We start from the raw sequence: 15,940 nt of genomic DNA, 5'->3' as shown, positions 1-15,940 counted from the left end.
ATAGGATACAGGTATTATATAAAGCCATTTAGCTTGGCTAGTCTTTCGCTGTTCCATGTCCTGGAACGACCTGTATTATGTAGTAAATAAGTTGTTACGAATACATTAAAAAGTATAAGCAAATAAATAGCCACTGTTATATGAAGGTGGTATACTTTCTTTATCATGTAGATATAGCATATATTTAGGAGGAATTACAATGGCAATTGCACACGCAACAGATCAAACTTTCTCAAATGAAATTGGTTCAGGGCTAGTTCTTGTTGACTTTTGGGCACCATGGTGTGGACCATGTAAAATGATCGCGCCAGTTCTTGAAGAGTTAGATCAAGAATACGGTGAAAAAGTGAAAATCGTAAAGGTGGACGTGGATGAAAACCAAGAAACTGCTGGTAGCCACGGCGTAATGAGTATCCCAACTTTAATTTTATTTAAAGATGGACAAAAGGTAGACCAAGTTATTGGTTACCAACCAAAAGAAGCACTAGCTGAATTAGTTGATAAACACGCGTAAGTAAAAAACCTAGCGATAGCTAGGTTTTTACTACTTTATACCGCATTGACGGTTTCGTACATTTTTTCTAAAAGTGATATAATAAAAGGAAACGAATAAACGTTCGTTTCCTTTTATTTTTGTATAAATGAAGAATAAATATAGATAAGCAAGAAGGTTTTGGCGAAAGTTAAAAATATTGAAGGAAGGAGAGCCGTATGAATCCTTATTTAAAAGAAAAGCTGGCTATTTTACCTGAACAACCGGGTTGTTATTTAATGAAAGATAAGTATGGAACGGTTATTTATGTTGGAAAAGCAAAGGTTCTAAAAAATCGAGTTCGTTCTTATTTCACAGGGTCTCATGATGGAAAAACGCTGCGCCTGGTTAATGATATTGTAGACTTTGAGTATATTGTGACGTCGTCAGACTTAGAAGCCCTTATTTTAGAAATGAATTTAATTAAAAAGCATGATCCTAAATATAATATTATGCTGAAAGATGATAAGGGGTATCCCTTTATTAAAATTACGAATGAAAAACACCCTCGCCTTGTCATCACGCGCAAAATTAAAAAGGATAAAGGAAAATATTTTGGACCGTATCCAAATGTTCAGGCTGCAAATGAAACCAAGCGGCTATTAGATCGCATTTATCCTTTGCGGAAATGTACGACGATGCCTAATCGAGCATGTTTATATTATCATATTGAACAGTGCCTAGCTCCCTGTGTATATGACGTTACGGATAGCCAAAACAAAGAAATTATTGATAATATTACGCGCTTTCTAAGCGGTGGTTATGAACAGGTGAAAATTGAATTAACAGAAAAGATGATGAAAGCTTCAGAAGAGCTAGATTTTGAACGTGCAAAAGAGTATCGAGATCAAATTGCTCATATTGAAGCTACAATGGAGAAGCAAAAAGTAACGTTCAATGACTTTATTAACCGTGATGTATTTGGCTATTCTTATGATAAAGGCTGGATGTGTGTACAAGTTTTCTTTATTCGACAAGGAAAGCTAATGGAACGCGAAGTGTCTATGTTTCCGTTTTACCACGAACCAGAAGAAGATTTCCTAACGTTCATTGGACAATTTTACGGAAAAAACTTAAAGCCTAAAGAAGTTCTTGTGCCAGCAACTGTAGATGCAAACCTTGCAGAACAGCTTTTAGAAGTAGACGTTCAGCATCCAAAACGAGGAAAAAAGAAAGAGCTTGTTGAGCTTGCGTCAAAAAACGCTCAAATTGCCTTAAAAGAAAAGTTTTATTTAATTGAACGAGATGAACAGCGTACGGTTGGTGCTGTCGAGCAGTTGGGGCAAGCACTAGGAATTGAAGCGCCTTATCGTATTGAAGCTTTTGATAATTCCAACATTCAAGGAACAGATCCTGTTTCTGCTATGATCGTTTTCGTTGACGGTAAACCTGAAAAGAAAGAATATCGAAAGTATAAAATTAAAACGGTTGAAGGCCCTGATGATTATGGTTCAATGCGTGAAGTGGTACGAAGACGATATACGCGCGTATTAAAAGAAGGTTTACCTTTACCAGATTTACTTATTGTTGACGGTGGAAAAGGTCATTTAGCAGCTGTTCAAGATGTTTTGGAAAATGAACTAGGGCTGCTTGTTCCAACAGCTGGATTAGTCAAAGATGAAAAGCATAGAACATCTAATTTAATGATTGGAGATCCTCCTGAAATTATTCCACTTCAGCGTAACAGCCAAGAATTCTACTTGCTTCAGCGAATTCAAGATGAGGTTCACCGCTTTGCTATTACGTTTCATCGACAAGTTCGTTCTAAATCGGCTTTTCAGTCTATATTAGACAATATTCCAGGAGTAGGTGAAAAGCGGAAAAGAGCGTTGTTGCAAAAGTTTGGATCCGTTAAAAAGATGAAGGAAGCATCAATCGAAGAGATTCAAAATGCAGGAGTTCCAAGGCCGGTTGCGGAACAAATTGTTGAAGCCTTAAAAAATTAGTATTGAATTCCAGTTTAAACTCTGATAAGCTAGAACATAATTTCATATGACACTTCATTAAACTGAAGTGAAGATAGAGGTGCGAATTTTAAGAGTACACATTTGGAAGAGTATGAGCTCTAAAGACAAATGTGGAAAGGAAAATTTGCCGAAGTGAATGACATCTCATAGAGTCATTTGCTGGTTCTGCGTTGAATAAATGTAGGATTGTCAAGAATGTGTTTCTTGGAGAGCTATCTCACGGCATTGAACGTTTTATATACTTTTCGTTCGTTAAGCAATGAGATATCCATCTCATTGCTTTTTTTATTGTCTGAGCTTAAGCAATAGATCGCCTCTTTATCATATTGAAAACAAGTGAAAGGATGAGGAGACTTATGGGATTAATCGTTCAAAAATTTGGTGGAACTTCTGTTGGATCAACAGAACGAATTCAGCATGTAGCAAACCGGGTTATCCAGGAAGTTGAGCAAGGCAATCAAGTAGTAGTGGTTGTATCAGCAATGGGTAAAACAACAGATGAATTAGTAAGATTAGCAGGAGAAATTACAAGTAAACCAAGTAAACGAGAAATGGATATGCTACTAACAACCGGTGAGCAAGTTACCATTTCTCTCCTTACAATGGCGCTGCAAGAAAAAGGCTATGACGCTACTTCCTATACAGGATGGCAGGCAGGAATTTATACGGAAGCTCAGCATGGAAATGCACGAATCACCAAGATTAATGAACAAGCCATTGCAGGGCGTTTGAAAGAAAATCATATTGTGGTCGTAGCAGGATTTCAAGGAATGTCGGAAGATAACAGCATTACAACGTTAGGAAGAGGCGGATCTGATACAACAGCCGTAGCTTTAGCAGCGGCATTAAAAGCAGATAAGTGCGATATCTATACAGACGTAACGGGAGTATTTACAACGGACCCTCGCTACGTGCAAGACGCTCGTAAACTGCAGTCTATTTCATATGATGAAATGCTAGAGCTTGCAAATCTAGGGGCAGGTGTATTGCACCCTCGAGCAGTAGAGTTTGCAAAAAACTATCAGGTGCCACTAGAGGTAAGGTCAAGTCTAGTATTAGAAAGAGGAACGATTGTTGAGGAGGAAGTATCGATGGAACAGAACTTAGTAGTAAGAGGAATTGCATTTGAAGATAATATCTCAAGAGTCACAATTGAAGGGCTAAATAATGAGCTTCAGACATTATCAACCATTTTTACAGCATTAGCAAAAGAGCACGTTAACGTGGATATTATTATTCAAAATGTGACGTCAGACAATCGTTTATCTATTTCTTTCTCGATTAAAACAGAAGATACGGATACGACTTTATCTGTGCTAGCTCAGTTAAAAGAAGTAGTAGGTCATAAAAAAGTGGAGCATGAAAGGGGCTTAGCTAAAGTTTCGATTGTTGGATCGGGTATGATTTCAAACCCAGGCGTTGCTGCCGATATGTTTGAAGTATTAGCTGTGGAAGAAATTGAAGTGAAAATGGTAAGTACGTCTGAAATTAAAGTATCAACAGTTGTGCCACATAAAGACATGGTCAAAGCGGTAGAAACTTTGCACACTGCTTTTGAATTAGAAGAGCAAGATATTTATCAAGTTCAAAAATAAAAGCGGGCACAGCCCGCTTTTATTTTTTATATCTTTCCGTTCTAGTTTCAGGTGTAATGATATCTTTTTTATCCCATTGAACGGAAAAAAGGACTTTGTCGGCTTTTTCTTTGTTGGTTAAATAAGTTTCTGTTAGACGGTTTTTTAACTGTTGAACTTGTTCAGCAACAAAGCCAGCTTCAAGATGGAAAGATGAATTGGGATACTCAGTAAATCTTCGTTTGACAACTTCACCTGTTAATTCCATTTCAATGTTATATTTTTCAGTTTTTAAAATGGTTAATTGTCCCCAGCCAGCTTTCACAAAAAAGCCGCTAATCTCTTCAATAGAGGAAAGTGGAAATTTTCGTGCTAACCGTTTTCCTGCCCAGTACGAGATTTCATTCGTATCATTGCTAAGAAGTTCTGGAATTAACACGTCTCGAAGTAAGCTGTATCCAAAATAAGGAGTTGTAGGTGCTTGTGGAGTATCGGTTTGATTGATTTCTTCACTTTCAACGATTTCTTGCTGCGTTTCAGTTTGTTGATTGCTCATTTTTTCCCCTCTTTCTTTACATCTATTATATACAAATTGAGCAGTTCTCTCATCTATTTTTAAAAATAAATCAAGCAAAGTCCATGAGATGGTTGTTGCATCTATAACTTTTCGAAATACGTAAAAAATTATTGTACAATAAAATGAATATCCTTTTATAGGAAGTCGCAATCTTTTGTGGAAAACGGTTACATAAAGGTGTACAATAAGAAGTGTAAAAAATATAAAATCCTATAACATCAACTTAGTAAGCGTTAACAAACTTAATTTTTTATAAATTTATATTTTAATGAAGATTTAAATATCTTATCTTGACGCTCTATGTTGATGGGAGTAAAATTGATGTGTCACATATTTTAATAGAGAATGCAAAGGTTTTCATTTTCTGTTGTATCAATCTATTTATTTTATTCGGGAGCTTTGTTTTCACTAACATTGTTTATCTAACTAAGGGGGGTATTACGCACATGGCAGCGAACAAAGAGTTTCAGTATCGCAAACTACATTCTTTACTAGGTGTCATACCAGTAGGCATATTTTTAGTCCAACATCTGGTTGTCAACCACTTTGCAACAAAGGGAGAAGAAGCGTTTAATCAAGCAGCTCATTTTATGGAGAGCTTACCTTTTCGCTACGCACTTGAAATCTTTATTATCTTCTTACCTATTCTATTTCATGCTATCTATGGCTTGTATATTGCGTTTACTGCCAAAACGAGTGTAAGCAGATACGGTTTCTTCCGTAACTGGATGTTTGTCTTACAACGTGTATCTGGCGTTGTAACGCTTATTTTCATTACATGGCATGTTTGGGAAACACGTATTCAAGCTGCGCTTGGTCAAAAAGTAGACTTTAATATGATGCAAGATATTTTAAGTAATCCTGGTATGATGGTATTTTATATTGTTGGTGTTGTGTCAACGATTTTCCATTTTGCTAATGGATTATGGTCATTTGGCGTTAGCTGGGGGTTAACTGTAACACCTCGCTCTCAACGAATTTCAACATATGTAACATTAGCGATCTTCTTCGCATTAACATTTGTAGGTGTACGTACATTATTCGCATTTGCATAAAATTACGTTTTAAAGGAGTGAGGTTACGATGAGTAAAGGAAGAATTATTGTTGTTGGTGGCGGCTTAGCGGGCTTAATGGCAACAATTAAAATTGCTGAGTCTGGCAAACAAGTTGATTTGTTTTCATTAGTTCCAGTGAAGAGATCTCACTCAGTTTGCGCTCAAGGTGGTATTAACGGAGCTGTAAATACAAAAGGTGAAGGAGATTCACCGTGGGAACACTTTGACGATACGGTATACGGCGGAGACTTTTTAGCCAATCAACCTCCAGTAAAAGCAATGTGTGAAGCTGCCCCAGGCATTATTCATTTATTGGACCGTATGGGTGTTATGTTTAACCGTACTCCTGAAGGTTTGTTAGACTTCAGACGATTCGGAGGAACACAGCATCACAGAACTGCGTTTGCAGGCGCAACAACAGGGCAGCAGCTTCTGTATGCATTAGATGAACAAGTTCGTCGCTATGAAGTAGCAGGGCTCGTAACAAAGTATGAAGGTTGGGAATTCTTAGGAGCAGTATTAGATGATGAGCGTACCTGTCGTGGAATTACCGCACAAGACTTGAAGTCTATGGAAATTAAAACATTCCCTGCAGATGCGGTAATTATGGCCACAGGTGGACCTGGTATTATTTTCGGAAAATCAACGAATTCAGTTATTAATACTGGTTCAGCAGCATCCATTGTGTATCAACAAGGAGCTTACTATTCAAATGGGGAGTTTATTCAAATTCATCCAACAGCCATTCCTGGAGACGATAAGCTTCGCTTAATGAGCGAATCTGCTCGTGGTGAAGGCGGACGTGTTTGGACATATAAAGATGGTAAGCCTTGGTACTTCTTAGAGGAGAAATATCCTGCTTACGGTAACTTGGTACCTCGTGATATTGCAACACGTGAAATATTTGATGTATGCGTAGCGCAAAAGCTTGGTATTAACGGCGAAAACATGGTTTACTTAGACCTTTCTCACAAAGATCCAAAAGAGCTTGATATCAAGCTTGGTGGAATCATTGAAATTTATGAAAAATTCATGGGAGACGACCCACGTAAAGTACCAATGAAAATCTTCCCAGCTGTTCACTATTCAATGGGCGGATTGTGGGTAGATTATGATCAAATGACAAATATTCCTGGTCTGTTTGCAGCAGGTGAGTGTGATTACTCCCAGCACGGTGCAAACCGTCTAGGTGCTAATTCACTTCTATCAGCTATTTATGGCGGTATGGTCGCTGGGCCAAAAGCGGTTGATTACATTAATGGCTTAGAGAAAAGTGCCGATGCTCTACCAACAAGCCTATATGATCAACATGTGAAGCAGGAAGAAGAAAAATGGCAAAGTATTATGTCAATGGATGGAACAGAAAATGCGTATATTCTTCATAAAGAGTTAGGAGAATGGATGACTGACAACGTGACAGTTGTACGTTATAATGACAAGCTGTTACAAACAGATGAGAAAATTCAAGAGCTTATTGAACGCTATGATCGTATTAATATTAACGACACAGCGAAGTGGAGTAACCAAGGGGCAACGTTTACTCGTCAGCTTCAAAATATGCTTCAGCTTTCTCGCGTAGTGACGCTAGGTGCATACAATCGTAACGAAAGCCGTGGGGCTCACTATAAGCCTGAATTCCCAGATCGTAACGATGAAGAATTCTTAAAAACAACAATGGCTCAGTTTGTTGATAAGAAAAAGGCACCAGCTTTCCATTATGAAGAAGTAGATGTGTCATTAATTAAGCCACGTAAACGTGACTATACAAAGAAAAAAGATGAGAAAAAAGCAACGAAAAAACAACAAGAGGGGGTTCGTTAAATGAGTGCACAACAAACGGCACAAAAAACAGTTCGTTTTGTTATTACTCGTCAAGATTCGCCTGAGACAGCTCCTTATAATCAAGAATTTGAGATACCTTATCGTCCTAATATGAACGTGATTTCTGCGCTAATGGAAATCCGCCGTAACCCTGTTGATGCAAACGGTAATGAAACAACACCTATTAACTGGGATATGAACTGCTTAGAAGAAGTTTGTGGAGCATGTTCAATGGTCATTAACGGCAAGCCCCGTCAATCTTGTACCGCTCTAGTAGATAAGTTAGAACAGCCGATTCAACTTCAGCCAATGAAGACATTTCCTGTTGTTCGTGACTTACAAGTTGACCGAAGCAGAATGTTTGATTCATTAAAGAAAGTAAAAGCGTGGGTTCCAATCGATGGAACATACGACTTAGGACCGGGGCCTCGCATGCCTGAGAAAAAGCGTCAATGGGCATATGAACTTTCAAAATGTATGACGTGTGGAGTTTGTTTAGAAGCATGTCCAAACGTTAACGATAAATCAAACTTCATCGGACCAGCACCACTTTCTCAAGTAAGATTATTTAATGCTCACCCAACTGGTGCTATGAATAAAGGAGAAAGACTAGAAGCAATTATGGGGGATGGAGGCCTTGCAAACTGTGGTAACTCACAAAACTGCGTGCAGTCTTGTCCAAAGGGTATTCCATTAACAACATCAATTGCAGCGCTTAACCGAGACACAACGATTCAGGCATTCCGTAACTTCTTCGGTAGCGATCAAGTATAATTACAAAAGAGCTCCACGGCTTTTGCAGCTGTGGAGCTCTTTTTATTTTGAAAAAATGTAGAATGCAGTAACCCAGTTATTGCTTCCTACATAAGATATGGTGACTAAATTTACACCCATCCGATAGTTCAACTCAGGATCAGGCAAGGAGGGTTACATTGAAAGAAAAAGAGTTTCAACCCAAACCACTGCTGACAAAGCGTGAAAGAGAAGTATTTGAGCTTCTAGTACAAGACAAAACAACAAAAGAAATCGCGAGTGAACTATTCATTAGCGAAAAAACAGTGCGCAATCACATTTCAAATGCGATGCAAAAGCTTGGAGTTAAGGGGCGTTCTCAAGCAGTTGTCGAACTCCTTCGTATGGGGGAACTTGAATTATAACATGAGCGGGGTATCCCTGTTGGGAACCCGCTTTTTGTTAGTGTTTAGAATGTATCATTAGAAAAAATTAAAATAAATAAAAATATACATAAATGAAACTTATCGCTTGAATACAAAACGCATTCTCCGTATAATAAAAAGTGAGAGAGATTTTCTCTACTTTAGATAAAAGGAGGTGCAAATATGAGAAGAGTTTGGTTTTTAATTATGTTTTTCATGCTGCTTGCTTTACCTTTAGGTAATTTGCCAGTTTCATTAAACGATGGTACACAACAACATGCCATTGTTGATACTGTAGCATTAAATCATCCTACAGAAAGTGTACAGCATTCAACTGGCGTAAAGCTCGTTACCAAGCATTTTAATATATCGTTCGAAACGGGATACGCACCTGTTTTGTCAGTAACACAAGTTGAACAACCTCTAATATATAAAAGTCAAAAAGAGTTATTTGCTCTCCGACAACCCTTTATTTATGCAAAACAATTTCAAACAAATTACCTCTAACTATTCAACAATTAAAATCCTACGTTTACCTTATAAAAAATTAACGTTTAATAAGGTTATTTGCTGTGCAAACTTTTATGTATTAAACGTTACCCTATAAAACTGTAATTTCCCATATACACTTTGTTAGATTTACACGAAATTAAGATGAGTAACTATCAAAAAATCATTATGTTATAGGAGTTGTTCATGCATGGTTATTAGAGAATCTGAGCTTCCAGGTATCGGCAGAAAATTTGAAATTGATACACAGGAAGGCAATCGTATTGTTATTATTCTTCATGATGACGGTCGTCGTGAAGTATATTATTTTGATAAAAGAGACTTGGAAGAAAGTGCTTTTGATATTACGCTTAACGATACAGAAGCCAGACAGTTGGCTGCCATTTTAGGAGGCATGATTTATAAGCCAAAGGCAATGGAAACAATCGAAGTGGCTTTTAATGACCTCATCATCGAATGGTATAAAGTTGAATCGGGCGCCAAAGCTCATAATAAAACTATCGGCGATATAGACGTTCGTAGTAATTATGATGTAACAATCATCGCCATTATGAAAGGACCTAAAACAAAGCTTTCTAGTCCTGGTCCAGATACTGTTATTGAAGAAGGAGACACGCTCGTTATTTCTGGTGAGAGAGGCAACTTGAAACGGTTAATTACAGAGCTTCTTTCGAAAGGAGGTAGCGCTTAATCTATGGATCATTTAGTTTTTGAAGTTGGAACAGCGCTAGTATTGGTGGCAGTGGCTGCTGTTTTGGCAAATAAATTAAAATTTACTATTATTCCATTTTTAATCTTATTAGGAATGGCAGTAGGACCACATGCTCCGGAATTTGGAGCCCTAAGCTTTAAGTTTATTGAAAGTGAAGAAATTATCTCTTTTATGGGCAGAATTGGGGTGCTATTCCTTCTCTTCTACTTGGGCTTGGAATTTTCAGTCGGAAAGTTAATTAAATCGGGGCGTTCTATCGCTGTTGGTGGTTCCATTTATATCTTAATTAACTTTAGTCTTGGTTTGTTGTATGGGTACTTGACAGGTTATCCTCTTTTAGAAGTACTCATTATGGCTGGTATTATTACGATTTCTTCAAGCGCAATTGTTGCTAAAGTTCTGGTTGACTTAAAGCGAACGGCTAACCCTGAAACTGAACTTATTCTAGGAATTATTATGTTTGAGGATATTTTCCTAGCAGTCTATTTATCCGTCATGTCAGGGCTTGTACTTGGTGACCACACGTCCATCTGGAGCTCTGTCGTATCGGTTTTAATTGCGTTTGGTTATATGTTGTTGTTCTTTATCATTGCTCGCAAAGCAACGCCTCTACTCAACAAATTGTTAAACATTTCTTCAAATGAAATTTTTATTATTGTTGTGTTTGCAACACTGTTTTTTGTTGCTGGATTCTCAGAAACAATTCACGTTGCAGAAGCAATCGGAGCATTGCTGTTAGGCCTAGTGTTTTCAGAAACGGAGCATCGCGATCGCATTGAGCACTTAGTCATTCCATTTAGAGATTTCTTTGGAGCGATTTTCTTCTTTAGCTTTGGATTAAGCATTGATCCTTTAACGCTATTAGATGCAGCATGGTTAGCAACCGGTGCGGTTATCTTAACCATCATCGGAAACTTCACATCCGGTATGATAGCTGGTCGTAAAAGTGGATTATCTCATAAAGCATCAACGAATATTGGATTAACGATTGTTTCACGTGGGGAATTCTCAATTATTATGGCTAATATTGGAATAGCGGGTGGACTGGCTTCAATTTTACAACCATTCGCAGCTTTATATGTACTCATTCTAGCCATTCTCGGACCATTATTAACGAAAGAGTCGAAGATGATTTATGGAATGTTAAACAAGATTTTTAAATGGAAAAAGGTTGAAAAATCTCATTAATCATAGTTGGAAAATCGGAATAATTTGATATATTTCAAGATAATGAAATGGATGGCTTGGTATTTTGAGGACCAGCGAATTGCTGAACGGAAAGCTTCTACCCATTTTAGGTGAGAGTTTTTGTTCTAATAGGATAATAAAATGAAGGAGTTCTCTAAAGAAGCAAGATCTTGTCTATTTATCATAAAGGAAGTCAAAATAAAAATTTTAAAAAAGCCGACTCATAAAGAGCGGCTTTTTAGGTTGTTGGTTTTGGTTTAGTAGGAACAGCTTGATCGACTTTTTTAGTTTGCTGGATATAGACTTTGAATAAGAAGATATTTAAGCATCCTAATGTTAAGAACAAAGGTGCGAAATAATATTCTTTTACGAGAAATAAAACAAAAACGCTTCCAAAACAGAACAGAGAACTAAATAAAAAGTAAAACTGTAAGAACTTTTTCACTTTAATCGCCTCCTGTTTACAACTTCTTACACTTATTATATCAAATGATTAACAAAATAGACACAAAATATTCACAAATTGTTCAAAAAAAATTCGCAAAATATCTTGATTTTTTGTCGAAAACAATCATATGTGTATGATGTATAACAAATGGACGAAAAGAGTTGCTTAAATTGGGAATATATATGTAAAATTTAATATTGCAGGAAAAACGTACAATTAAAGGGGATGAATAGATGAAAAAATTGAGCTTGTTTTGTTTGATGATGTTAATCATGATTATAGCGGGCTGTTCAAATGAAGAAGCAGCGAGCGATCGCTTTGAACAATATGTGAAGCTTTGGAATGATCAAAAGTTTGAAGACATGTATTCTTATCTATCTCAAGAAGCTAAAAAAGATGTGACAAAAGATGAGTTTATAGCTAGATATCAAAATATTTATGGCGGAGCTGAGGTAAAGAAATTAAAAGTAAAGGCCATAAAATCTGAGGGAAAGCCAGAAAATAATGAAATTTCTTTACCGTTTGAAGTAAGTATGGACACGGCAGCTGGGAAAGTTTCTTTTAAAGAAAACGCGCTATGGGTTGAAGAAAAAGTTGATGATAAAAACAAGTGGAGCGTATCTTGGAAACCCAGCATGATTTTTGAGGGAATGACGGACGGAGATGAAGTAAGCGTTAAAACATTGCGAGCTGAGCGAGGAGAGATTACCGATCGTTCTGGAAGTTATTTAGCTCAGAATGGAAATGCTTCTCAAGTAGGCATTGTACCAGTAAAATTCAAGGCGAAGATGGATGAGAATAAAGAGAGCTTAAGCAAGCTTTTAAATATATCCACTGAAGAAATAGATAAGGCGCTTAATGCTTCATGGGTAAAAGAAGATCAGTTTGTGCCAATCAAAACAATGACAGAAGATGAAGCTTTAAAAGGAGAAGAGCAGCTTCTAGGCATTGAAGGAGTTCAAATTAATAATGTACCTGCACGTGTTTATCCATGTGCTGAAGCGTGTGCACACTTAGTAGGTTATGTAGCCCCTGTGACGGTAGAGTTTTTGAAACAACATAAGGGTGAAGGATACAACTCCCAGTCTAGCGCTGGTTTAATTGGTATAGAAGCTCAATACGAAGAGACGCTGCGTGCCAAAGATGGAGCAGTAATTTCGATTGTGGGTTCTGATGGTAACGTAAAGAAAGAAATTGCGAGTAAGGAAGCTGAAAACGGAAAAAATGTGCAGCTGACAGTAGATGTAGCAATGCAGAAAAAGCTATATGAACAAGTAAAAGATGAAAAGGGGCTCGGGGTTGCGATTCATCCTACAACAGGAGATGTATTAGGAATGGTTAGTGCACCTTCTTTTAATCCAAACCATTTTTCTTTAGGAATTACATCTACAGAGTACAGTAAACTGTCTAACGACGCAGCTAAGCCGTTACTGAACCGTTTTAACAAAACATATTCACCTGGCTCTACATTTAAATTACTATCGGCAGCATTGATTGCTGACAGTGAGAAGTTTGATTTGAATGAAAAGAGAACAATCGGTGATAAATGGCAAAAAGATAGCAGTTGGGGCGATTTTTATGTCACGCGTGTAGGCAATCAACCTAACGTCAATTTTCGAGATGCGCTTGTCACATCAGATAATATTTATTTTGCCCAAGCAATAACGGAATTAGGAGTAAAAGCGTTTGAGCAAGGTAGCAAGAAGTTTGGTTTTAACGAAAAGTTACCAATCGAGTTTCCGTTTCAAACGTCTAAAATTTCACAAAGCAATTCTATAGACTCTGAACTTCTCTTAGCAAATTCAGCATATGGACAAGGAGAAGTGCAGATTAGTCCTCTTCATCTAGCATCTGTATATTCGTCTATTGTAAACGATGGGAATATGATTAAACCAAAGCTTGTTATGAATGAGGAAACAGAGCCTGAGTTTTGGAAAGAGGACGTAATGAGTAGTGAAGCGGCTTTAAAGATCAAAGAAAGCTTAATTGGCGTTATTGAAGATCCTAATGGGACAGCGAAAGAAGCGAAAATAAGTAACTTAACGCTTGCTGGAAAAACTGGTACAGCAGAATTGAAACTTTCTCAAGGTGAGAAAGGAAAAGAAAATGGTTGGTTTGTAGCTGTAGATACTGAGTCACCACATTTACTAGTAGCTATGATGGTTGAGGATGTAAAAAAAGGTAGTCATGATGTTACGCCAAAGGTAAAAAATATATTTAGCCAAAAATAACAATTAAATAAGAAAAAAGAGGGGGAGAATTTAAGTATTCCCCTTCTTCTTTGTTTCGATTTAATTTTCAGAATAAATAAAAATGTTAAAAGTTTGTAAACCCCAATATTATCCAATGGTTTGGTATCCCTTGATACAACAAGGGTTTATATAATAAGAAAATAAGATTGTAAAGTGGGGTCTTTACAATTCGTCTGAAAACATATTGACATTCGTTCATAATAGGAGTAATTTTTGTTTTGGTATTAAAAAATTCAGTGAAAAAGCTAAGTTTTTGTCGAACGATGTAAAGAGATATAATCTACGATGAAAGCTTAATTAAAATAGGGACTGAAAAAATACATAACGAGTCCTTATAAAGGTTAATAAATTGGATGGAGGCTTTACCGTGATTAAAAGGAAAAAAGACAAATTTTCTGAAATGTTGCTTGATATTGCTCAAAACCTAAAAGACTCAGCTGACTTTTTAGGCGACTTTGAATTAAACAATGTATCAGATTTAAAAGAATTCGCTAATGTATTAAAAGCATACGAATCAAAAGGTGACCAATATGTTCATACAGTAATTACAGAACTGAATAAAGCATTTATCACACCGATTGAACGTGAGGATATTTTACAATTAGCGATGAGTCTAGATGACGTATTAGACGGTATTGATAACTTTGCAGCTATGCTGGAAATTTACTCAATTGCAAAATTTGATGAGTATGTAAAAGAATTTGTGAAGAATATTCAAAGTTGTGCAGCTGAAATTTTACTAACAATTAATCTTTTATCTGAAAAGAAATTATCTCAAATCAGTGCACATGCAATTAAAATTAAAGAATATGAGTCGCAATGCGATATTTTATATAGAAGAGCGTTGAAGCAATTATTTTCTACATGTAAAGATCCAATTCAAGTAATACAGTATAAAGAAATTTATGAAATATTAGAAGAGGTGGCAGATTACTGTCAAACTGTTGCTAATAATTTAGAGACAGTTATCATGAAGAACGCGTAAAGGGGCAATAAAATTGGATTCACTGTTACTTTTAACTATCCTTGTTGTCGTTGGAGCGCTTGCCTTTGATTTTATCAATGGCTTTCATGATACAGCAAATGCAATTGCTACGTCTGTTTCAACCAAAGCGTTAAAGCCTAGACATGCAATTATTATGGCGGCAACAATGAATTTTATAGGAGCAATGACTTTTACAGGAGTTGCAAAAACAATTACAAAAGATATCGTTGATCCATTTACACTTCAAAATGGATCAGTTGTAATACTAGCTGCGTTAATCGCTGCGATTGCATGGAATTTAATTACGTGGTATTACGGAATACCAAGTAGTTCGTCACATGCTATCATCGGTGCAATTGCGGGAGCTGCCATTGCAGCAGCGGGATTTGGTGCATTAAACTATGGCGGTTTTATCAAAATTATTCAAGCTCTTATCATCTCACCAATCCTTGCTTTTGTTGTTGGTTATATTGTATATACCATCATAAAGCTAGTCTTTAAACATAATAGTAATTTATCTAAGACTAACAAGCAGTTTCGTCATGTTCAAATCTTAACAGCGGCATTACAATCTTACACTCACGGAACGAACGATGCTCAAAAGGCGATGGGGATTATTACAATGGCCTTAATTGCAAACAATATGCAGAGCTCAACTGATATTCAGTGGTGGGTACAGCTCTCTTGTGCATTAGCAATGGGAATTGGAACATCAGTTGGTGGTTGGAAAATCATCAAAACAGTTGGTGGTAAGATTATGAAAATTCGTCCGGTTAACGGTGTAGCGGCAGACTTAACAGGTGCTGCGATTATTTTTGGAGCGACGTTTATTCACCTACCAGTTAGTACGACGCATGTTATTTCATCATCAATTCTTGGTGTTGGTTCAGCTCATCGTATTAAAGGTGTTAAATGGGGGACGGCACAGCGTATGTTAATTACATGGGTTATTACGTTGCCAATCTCCGCTACGTTAGCAGCAATTGCGTATTTCATCTTAGATCTATTCTTTTAAAGAAGCTCAATTCCTGAGCTTCTTTTTTAGTTATCTAAACGAAAGGTTAGATTTTAGGCAGCCGTTTAAGTTCTAGCGTAAGCCCGAAATATAAAAAATAGCGCACCTTCACGGTACGCACGACGAACGGCCAGCTAACTGAATTT

15 protein-coding genes and 1 riboswitch are annotated in these 15,940 nt (G+C 36.9%); of the genes, 13 read left to right on the top strand and 2 right to left on the bottom strand.

Annotation, left to right across the window (positions count from 1 at the left end; genetic code table 11):
• The first annotated feature begins 199 nt into the window (after window positions 1-199).
• The 3 genes from trxA (at window position 200) to AC1UFB_RS07745 (ending at window position 4,094) form a co-directional block, all read left to right on the top strand.
• On the top strand, window positions 200-514 hold the full coding sequence (gene trxA, locus AC1UFB_RS07755; protein WP_025907844.1) for a thioredoxin: 315 nt from the start codon (window positions 200-202) through the stop codon (window positions 512-514).
• Between the two features lie 197 nt (window positions 515-711).
• Window positions 712-2,478: an excinuclease ABC subunit UvrC gene (gene uvrC / locus AC1UFB_RS07750; protein WP_100346740.1), complete on the top strand. Its 1,767-nt coding sequence runs from the start codon at window positions 712-714 to the stop codon at window positions 2,476-2,478.
• 66 nt (window positions 2,479-2,544) lie between these two features.
• Window positions 2,545-2,722: riboswitch (Lysine riboswitch) on the top strand.
• Between the two features lie 133 nt (window positions 2,723-2,855).
• Entirely contained in the window at window positions 2,856-4,094 is a 1,239-nt protein-coding gene (locus tag AC1UFB_RS07745; RefSeq protein ID WP_100346741.1) for an aspartate kinase, read from the top strand.
• A gap of 19 nt (window positions 4,095-4,113) precedes the next feature.
• Here AC1UFB_RS07745 and AC1UFB_RS07740 read toward each other — a convergent pair whose 3' ends face one another.
• Entirely contained in the window at window positions 4,114-4,629 is a 516-nt protein-coding gene (locus tag AC1UFB_RS07740; RefSeq protein WP_025907847.1) for a YslB family protein, read from the bottom strand.
• Between the two features lie 467 nt (window positions 4,630-5,096).
• Between AC1UFB_RS07740 and AC1UFB_RS07735 the strand changes: the two genes are divergently transcribed.
• The 7 genes from AC1UFB_RS07735 (at window position 5,097) to AC1UFB_RS07705 (ending at window position 11,094) form a co-directional block, all read left to right on the top strand.
• Window positions 5,097-5,705: a succinate dehydrogenase cytochrome b558 subunit gene (locus AC1UFB_RS07735; protein ID WP_025907848.1), complete on the top strand. Its 609-nt coding sequence runs from the start codon at window positions 5,097-5,099 to the stop codon at window positions 5,703-5,705.
• A 28-nt stretch (window positions 5,706-5,733) separates the two neighbouring features.
• A complete protein-coding gene (sdhA, locus tag AC1UFB_RS07730; protein WP_025907849.1) occupies window positions 5,734-7,527 on the top strand; it encodes a succinate dehydrogenase flavoprotein subunit in 1,794 nt (597 codons plus the stop codon).
• The gene (gene sdhB, locus AC1UFB_RS07725) at window positions 7,528-8,301 is read left to right on the top strand and encodes a succinate dehydrogenase iron-sulfur subunit (protein ID WP_025907850.1); all 774 of its coding nucleotides are present in this window, start codon (window positions 7,528-7,530) and stop codon (window positions 8,299-8,301) included. It begins immediately after the preceding gene.
• Window positions 8,302-8,459: 158 nt separating this feature from the next.
• Window positions 8,460-8,684 (top strand): spore germination transcription factor GerE, encoded by a 225-nt coding sequence (gene gerE / locus AC1UFB_RS07720; RefSeq protein ID WP_013059396.1) that lies wholly within the window; start codon window positions 8,460-8,462, stop codon window positions 8,682-8,684.
• Window positions 8,685-8,867: 183 nt separating this feature from the next.
• Window positions 8,868-9,191 (top strand): hypothetical protein, encoded by a 324-nt coding sequence (locus AC1UFB_RS07715; RefSeq protein ID WP_025907851.1) that lies wholly within the window; start codon window positions 8,868-8,870, stop codon window positions 9,189-9,191.
• A gap of 193 nt (window positions 9,192-9,384) precedes the next feature.
• On the top strand, window positions 9,385-9,885 hold the full coding sequence (locus tag AC1UFB_RS07710; RefSeq protein ID WP_076512646.1) for a cation:proton antiporter regulatory subunit: 501 nt from the start codon (window positions 9,385-9,387) through the stop codon (window positions 9,883-9,885).
• 3 nt (window positions 9,886-9,888) lie between these two features.
• Window positions 9,889-11,094 carry a cation:proton antiporter gene (locus AC1UFB_RS07705; RefSeq protein WP_328101403.1) on the top strand — a complete coding sequence of 402 codons (1,206 nt, stop codon included), beginning with the start codon at window positions 9,889-9,891 and terminating at the stop codon, window positions 11,092-11,094.
• Between the two features lie 238 nt (window positions 11,095-11,332).
• On the opposite strand, the gene AC1UFB_RS07700 is transcribed toward AC1UFB_RS07705, so the two are convergent.
• Window positions 11,333-11,539, bottom strand: coding sequence for a hypothetical protein (locus tag AC1UFB_RS07700; protein ID WP_061785402.1), 207 nt, complete (start codon window positions 11,537-11,539; stop codon window positions 11,333-11,335).
• 236 nt (window positions 11,540-11,775) lie between these two features.
• Here AC1UFB_RS07700 and AC1UFB_RS07695 point away from each other — a divergent pair, with 236 nt between their 5' ends.
• The 3 genes from AC1UFB_RS07695 (at window position 11,776) to AC1UFB_RS07685 (ending at window position 15,794) form a co-directional block, all read left to right on the top strand.
• Window positions 11,776-13,773 (top strand): penicillin-binding transpeptidase domain-containing protein, encoded by a 1,998-nt coding sequence (locus tag AC1UFB_RS07695; protein ID WP_328101401.1) that lies wholly within the window; start codon window positions 11,776-11,778, stop codon window positions 13,771-13,773.
• 388 nt (window positions 13,774-14,161) lie between these two features.
• Complete coding sequence (locus tag AC1UFB_RS07690) at window positions 14,162-14,779, top strand: DUF47 domain-containing protein (RefSeq protein ID WP_078989216.1); 618 nt, start codon at window positions 14,162-14,164, stop codon at window positions 14,777-14,779.
• A gap of 13 nt (window positions 14,780-14,792) precedes the next feature.
• Window positions 14,793-15,794: an inorganic phosphate transporter gene (locus AC1UFB_RS07685; RefSeq protein WP_025907857.1), complete on the top strand. Its 1,002-nt coding sequence runs from the start codon at window positions 14,793-14,795 to the stop codon at window positions 15,792-15,794.
• Window positions 15,795-15,940 lie beyond the last annotated feature (146 nt).

The organism is Priestia sp. KCTC 13724, assembly GCF_056820425.1.
Note: the sequence above shows the minus strand (reverse complement) of the source record. Positions and strands in the feature narration are given on the sequence as shown.